This window comes from Algoriphagus mannitolivorans DSM 15301 (assembly GCF_000429425.1).
In the GTDB taxonomy this organism is placed as follows: domain Bacteria; phylum Bacteroidota; class Bacteroidia; order Cytophagales; family Cyclobacteriaceae; genus Algoriphagus; species Algoriphagus mannitolivorans.
The window spans coordinates 1-6,615 of the sequence record NZ_KE386903.1 but is presented as its reverse complement, the minus strand read 5'-3'; the positions used below and the strand labels follow the sequence as shown (position 1 = coordinate 6,615).

At 37.3% G+C, this 6,615-nt stretch carries 3 protein-coding genes; 1 reads left to right on the top strand and 2 read right to left on the bottom strand.

All coding sequences use genetic code 11. The features are described from left to right. The first annotated feature begins 198 nt into the window (after positions 1–198). Positions 199–1,263 (top strand): dipeptidase, encoded by a 1,065-nt coding sequence (locus tag G458_RS21585; protein WP_051287463.1) that lies wholly within the window; start codon positions 199–201, stop codon positions 1,261–1,263. Positions 1,264–1,615: 352 nt separating this feature from the next. On the opposite strand, the gene G458_RS0119240 is transcribed toward G458_RS21585, so the two are convergent. Both G458_RS0119240 and G458_RS0119230 read right to left on the bottom strand, forming a co-directional pair. Further along, a complete protein-coding gene (locus G458_RS0119240; RefSeq protein ID WP_026953348.1) occupies positions 1,616–5,353 on the bottom strand; it encodes an nSTAND3 domain-containing NTPase in 3,738 nt (1,245 codons plus the stop codon). Between the two features lie 267 nt (positions 5,354–5,620). Then, positions 5,621–6,427, bottom strand: coding sequence for a metallophosphoesterase family protein (locus G458_RS0119230; protein WP_026953346.1), 807 nt, complete (start codon positions 6,425–6,427; stop codon positions 5,621–5,623). Positions 6,428–6,615: the final 188 nt, after the last annotated feature.

Sequence of the window (6,615 nt, the reverse complement as noted above, 5' to 3'; positions counted from 1 at the left end):
TCCAAAAAGGGACTTTCTTTTAGTCGAAACGATGCTGGATGGAAACAAAGACCGGGGCCAAGGCTTTTGGGTACTTTTGGCCTTCAAAAGTACCAGAGGAAAAAGCGTAGGAGGTACAATTGGTGTGTAAATGGAGGCAGGCCTTATTAGCCCCAATGGCTCCTTTGGAAGGAAAGCCCCTTTTTGTATCTTGTTTCAATGACTACCCGCAAAGAATTTCTTCGACAAGCCATTGCCTTAGCCGGCCTTTCCTTTACTGGAATGAGTTTTTTAGCTCGTGACGAAAAGGAAATGGAGGTATTCCCAGTCTTCGACCTTCATGCACACCCCGGAAATTTCTTTATGAAGGGAACGGATACCTATCCGGGAGATGAAGGTGTGGCGAAAACGATCGCTGACATGCAATCCGGTCATGTTTCCGGCGTGTTTCTGAGTATGGTCATGGACAGACCCTTGCTGAAACGAACGGAAACCGGCATTGTCCCTACCGGAATGTTTTCAAAAGGGGAAGGCTGGAAGGAATACAAGCGCCAAGTGGCTACGCTAAATGATCTGTTTTCAAGGAATTCCATAAGCCCTGCCAAACAAATCCAAGACTTAATCCAAGCCCTTGAAAAAAATCAGACCGCAGGATTCTTGAGTTGCGAAGGGGGAGATTTCCTGGAAGCGGCTGATCAACTCGAGGAAGTGTACGCGGATGGGATTCGCTCGATCCAACTGGTGCATTATGCACCCAATCCCTTGGGGGATTTACAAACGCACGAGGCTCTGCATAATGGCCTTTCTCCCTTAGGAAAGGAAGTGGTCCGGAAGATGAATGCCCTGGGGATGGTGATTGATGTGGCGCATGCTTCCTATAAAACCGTGCAGGATGTAGCTGACCTTACTCAAGCTCCGATCATTCTCTCGCACAGCATTTTAAAAATGGAGGCTGACCGTCCTATCGGTGCACGAGCAATCTCCCTTGAACATGCCAAACTTATTGCGCAAACGGGTGGAGTAATTGGCGCTTGGCCTTCCGGCTTTAACAAGAGCTTTGAGGAGTATGTGGAAAATATCCTTCGCTTGGTGGAGGTAGTCGGCATCGAGCATGTAGGCATCGGCACCGACATGGACAGTAATTTTAAACCCGTTCTGGATACTTATCGGCAAATCCCGGGGCTGGCAAGCGCACTCCGGTCACGAGGCCTCTCCCAAGAGGAGGTGAAGAAAATTATGATCGACAATACTGCAAGGGTTTTGCGGAGCGTGTTGAAAGCGTAAGGTGGGTTAGAAATGTTCTATTCCAGCAAAGAGCCTTTTTTCCTCTTAAGCCAGAAGCAGGGGGATAAACTCGGGGTTGCTGGGTATTATAGTCCTGGAGGGGCGTAACGGTTCTCAGCTATACGCAGGCAGGGTTTTTAACCACTGAACTTCCTACGAAGAACTGAACTCCAAATTTACCACTTTCCTGTCCTACGAAGCACGAAACCCCTGCTTGCGTATAAGTGTTAGCCGTTCGGTGTTCTTTTCTGTCCGTCCGAAAGCGTTGGCAAAGACATACTTTTTTGCAATTTTGGGTTCGTGTGCTGGCTTGGGCGAATTGCAAATATGTATGGCTTTAAGCGTTGGTTATTCAAAAGTCCTTTCTCAAAAACTTTCTTTGTCTTTCCCAATCTCCACTTCTTAAGCAAGATTCAATTTGTTCATTGATATAGGTTTTTATAGGAATCAACTTAATTCCCACATCCGATTTATTAGTGATTTCCAATAAATTTCTCCATTCTGAGGCTTGGATGTCTCCAATAATAACATCTCCAGAATAAGTCCCGCCATTTCCTCTCCACATTAACCTGCTAAAAGTTTCTTTATCTTGATTTAATGAAATGAATAATAGGAAAATCTCTTCAAACAATTCTTTTCTTGTGTGTCTGATTAGGTCAACAACTATTTGCATCTTTTTGTAATCAGTATTACTATCGATTACATATTGTCTTATGAAATTATCTGCTCTCAATCTATATTCTTCTTTAAGATTTCTAAAGAATACATTGCAGTAATGCTCCAAAATGCCAAAGTATAAATCTTTCTCAATTACTAAGTCAAATACTTGGATAAGCGTGTCTTCTATATTATCTATATTCCATACATAACTCATATCACTATGGTCACCACCAAGACTATGTCTTTCAGTGGAAGAATATAGACTTTCAACAAACTCAATTAAGAAATTTTTATCAGCCTTTAATATTTTCAAAAATCCTTGGCCTTGATAATCAAAATGATGTTGAATAAGATTTTGTTGGATATAAGCTTTTTTAATCAACTCAATGTCATCTCCAAGACTTTCAAAGTGTTTGCTGAAAAAATCCATCCAAACTTGTAATCGTGAACCTTCCTTTTCGTTTTTATCTGTAATTAATTTTAAAATTAACTGAAACAGGTTTGGCTTTACTTTTAAAAATCGCTCAAGTCTGTCAAAATGAATTGTATTGGGTTTATTCATTTTTGAAATTGTTTTAATCAATGAATCTGCTAGTTCATCATTGATTAAAGTATCATCTATGTAATCATAAAATGATAATTCCCAAAGCTCTTTATTTTCAAATTGTGATTGCTGAATAAGTTCCCAAATTTGATTGACCGCATTTTCAACTTTCAACTGATTTCTAAAGGTAACTCTAGGAACATAGTTAACCAGATTATCATTTTCAATTACTTTCGTAAGCAAAGCAAGACCTATTATTAGGTTTTTTGTGCAATTTTCGTCAATAACAAAATCTAGTGCATTGTTATAATTCCAATTATTGTCCGCTGAATTCCTGAGTAAAATGAAAGTATCATAAAAATCGTTGATTTCGTCCTCATTGGTTAAAATGAATGAGCTTCTTATTTCCGCCTCTTTTAATCGCTCATATTCTCGAAAATCATCAAATTCATACATTTCCTTATCTCTAAATCTGTCCCAATCAATTTTCAAAAAAGCTAAGTAGGTTTCATTAACAAACCTGTTAGTTAGATTTGAGAATTCAGGTAAATCAAAATCGTGTCTTCTAAACCATCTTATTTGGTTTTGAACATATTTACAATGCTCAAAATTTTCATTGGTTAAATGTTTGTCAATTATATTCAGTACAAATGGAATGTCGAATGACATTATCTCTTCATTGACATCTGGATGAACTCTTGAATAATTCTTTAAAAGACTAAAAGCCATTATAGGTCGTGAGCCAAAACTACTTTCTAAAGTATTCCAAATTTTAGTTCTGAATTCCTGAATAGTCTTATTGTTTGGAATTGGATACTGATAGTGAATAAAACTATTTTTTCTTCCTCCTTTAAATTGCTGAAATTTATGAGATAGGAAAGTTTTAGCTAGTTCGTAAAAGGATGTAGAAAGTAATTCATCATTCTTTTCAACTCCTTCAACTAGAATATCAAAAAGAGTTCTTTGCCGATAGAAGTTCGAGTATTCATCATCCTTATCAAAAATTAGTAATTCCCTTATTTTATGTATTAATTCAGGTAATTTATCTGGTTTGCGGGAAACATACTCAAATAATAATTCGATTGAATCCTCTAAATTCTTGCTATTAAGACGAAAAAAATTACCTAGTAATTCAATGATTTCATCCTTGTCATAATTGAACTGATTTGTTTCATAAGAAGTATCGTATTTAGTTTCTTCTGCTTTCGGAATTGCCTCTATTTGCTGATAAGTAAACTCTAGAGTTTGGTCTTGTAAATAGAACCAAAATGAATTGAGAAAATCAAAAGATTTGTTGCTGTCAGAACTAATGTGCTTCCAATAATTTACCAAGACGGGTTTAATTTTGTCCATTACATTTTGTGGACCAAAAGTATTGTTGGCTGGAATTATAGTATCTGTAAATCTATTTTTATAATTCTCAAAGTAGTTGTTTAGGAGAGTGCTGAATGAAAGTAAATTGTCTTTGATAAATGCTTTATAAAAGAAAAAAGTCGCAAGATTTTGCTCTGGCACTTTCACGTGTTCAAATTGAATTTCCACCAACTCTAATTTGTCGAGAGTGTCAATTATGTCAATAAAATCATTATATGACACATCAAACTCTTTTAAAATTGATTCTGTTACTTCTCTATTTTTATATGGAATAGTATAAAAGAAAGCAATTAGTCCAAGACATCTCATGTTTAAAGGGCTTTCAAACTCACCATCATCTTTGATGAAAGTTGAAAAATACTTTTCAAATAAATCGGATACATTGTGAAGAGCATATAAATTTTGTTCTTGTTTAGCTAAAAGCGATGTCATTATAGCCAATCTTGGGTTTCCATCAGAAATTCTTACTATTTCTTTATGGTAATCAGGGTTTAATATTTCAAATGGCTCAGATTTTATTATGTCAATAATTTGTTCATCTGATAGCTTGAACAAGTCTATTCGTTGAGTTGAAAATTCTTGACATTTTCTACCAATTTCTTGAAACGCATAATCCCTAACTGTAATTATAATCTTAAGTTTTCCGTTTCTATTGGCTTTGAAAAAACCTGTTATTTGTTCAAATGCATCAATTCTGTTTGCATCATCTACAAAAAGTATATAATCTTTGTCTACATCAAAATATTGGTACAAATCGTCAAGCAGAGTATGGCTTTTGTAAGAAACACAGTAAGCCTGAAAAGCATTGTTTTTTGACAAATAATTATTGATAACTTCAAGTGCTAGCTTTGTTTTTCCAACTCCTGGTGCTCCAGTAAGTATTATAAAATCGTGACTATCTATTGCATTACTTAATTCTTTGAGTTCTGTTTCTCTATGTAAAAATGTATTGTTTAATGGTGTTGCAATACCTTTTGAAGCTCTATCATACTCCTTTATGAAGTTTTCTATCGAAACTATTTGACCTGTGTCTAAAGGTAGTCCTAAATAATGATGAGCTAAATCTCTATGATTTAAGTGAAGTTCTAAAGCTAGTTCTTGTAGCATCAAATAACGAATTCTAATATCAGCTTTATAGCTTTGGGCAAGTGTATTTAATTCGGTTATTTTTTCTTGGTCTATGTTCCAATTGAAACAAAGAATGATTTCTTGAATTTTTTCAACAGGGATTTTCGTCTTGTCTGGGTCAAAACAAGCATTTATGTCATTGGCAAGCTTGTTTTTTGTACTTGTATCCGTTGTTATTTCAGAGTACAAAAAATTTCCGTTAGGTAATTGAAAGAAAGTATCAGGAGTTCCTTTTGTTGTCTTTTGTTTTCCTGTTTGACTTCCTGTCCTTGATATAGCAAGGTAATTATTATCTCTAACAGTTAAATAACTATCGCAAAGCTCTTGAAAAACAGTTCCGTTAATTTCTTTCAGTCGATTTTCTATTGTTTGCAGTCTACTCATATTAATCATTTACTTAGAGCGTTGGTAAAAAACAGCTCTTTTGGTTTTTCAGTGTTGGCTTTTGTGTTGGGAAAAACCAAATGTGCTGTTTGTGCGATTGGCGTTTACACTGACGGCTAACTTGTTTATTTGCACTGGTTTTCCGTGCTTATTTTCCTGATTTGGATCGCTAAACACGGTTTTTTTTGTTTTTTTTCCTAATAAGGCCATTTTCCCAATCCAAAAAATACCCACTACTGGGTATTTACACGAGTGGTTCTAAGGGTTTTAGAGCGTATGCCCATTCAGCAAAGTCCCGTCCTTGACAGTTTTTAGATAGCTAATGACTTTCCCGTCTTCTCCCGCTTCACAGACCCGGTAGGAGGGGAAGGGATTGCCCCAGCTGCCGCCAAAGTGACCGGACCAGAGGAAGGGCTTTTTTTGATAAATCATCTGCCCGTCCACATCGTGGTCATGCCCGTGGAAAGTTGCCCGAACATTGGGATAGGAGGTAATCAAATCCAAAAAGGGTTTGCAGTCCACCCCATGTCGGGTCCAGTCGTTTTGGGAGATATGGACGAAAATAAAGACCTGGGAGAGCTTGGCGTATTCCTCCAAGATCAGCTTTGTGAATTCCAGATCTGCACATAGATAATCTCCGGCCTCATTGGAGCAGTTGAGCATCAGAAAGCCATAATCCTCCTTGGTGATAAAGCTGTAATCCGCCGGCTGTCCCATGATCCGCATAAATTCTCCTTCAGACACCCGATCATGATTCCCCTTGGTGACAAAATAGGGTACCTGCAGCTGGTCATAGACCTTTTTTACTTCCGGCAATAAGGCCGGATCGTCATGGATCAAGTCCCCGTTGAAGACCACAAAGTCCACGTCTTTTTCCCGATGGATGGCCTCGATCAGGTTGCGGTGGGAGGTTTCGAAGTCTGTGTTGGGTTGGCCCCAGTGTCCGTCAGAAGCTGTGATAAACTTCAGTCGGGTGGCTTTGGGGAAGTCGAATTTTCCGTAGGAGAGAAATGGCATGGCAAAAAGGGAAGAGCTCAAAAGGCTGAGCTTTTGTAAAAATGGTCTTCGGTTCATGAATTGAAAATAGTGATTTAGTTTTTGGAAAGAAATGGGGGTTATTGAATTTCTTTTTTTGGGTTTAAAACGAAATTGGACATGATTTATCAATTGACCTTTTCAGAATCTTATAAGGTTTTTCTTTCTGTTCTTTTGGCTTGATCCAAAAGAACCAAAAAATCAAGAATTGGCTATGCTCCTCACGC

Coding starts and splice junctions, on each gene's coding strand:
- G458_RS0119240 (WP_026953348.1), bottom strand. CDS start 5,353: ATGAGTAGACTGCAAACAATAGAAAATCGACTGAAAGAAATTAACGGA.
- G458_RS21585 (WP_051287463.1), top strand. CDS start 199: ATGACTACCCGCAAAGAATTTCTTCGACAAGCCATTGCCTTAGCCGGC.
- G458_RS0119230 (WP_026953346.1), bottom strand. CDS start 6,427: ATGAACCGAAGACCATTTTTACAAAAGCTCAGCCTTTTGAGCTCTTCC.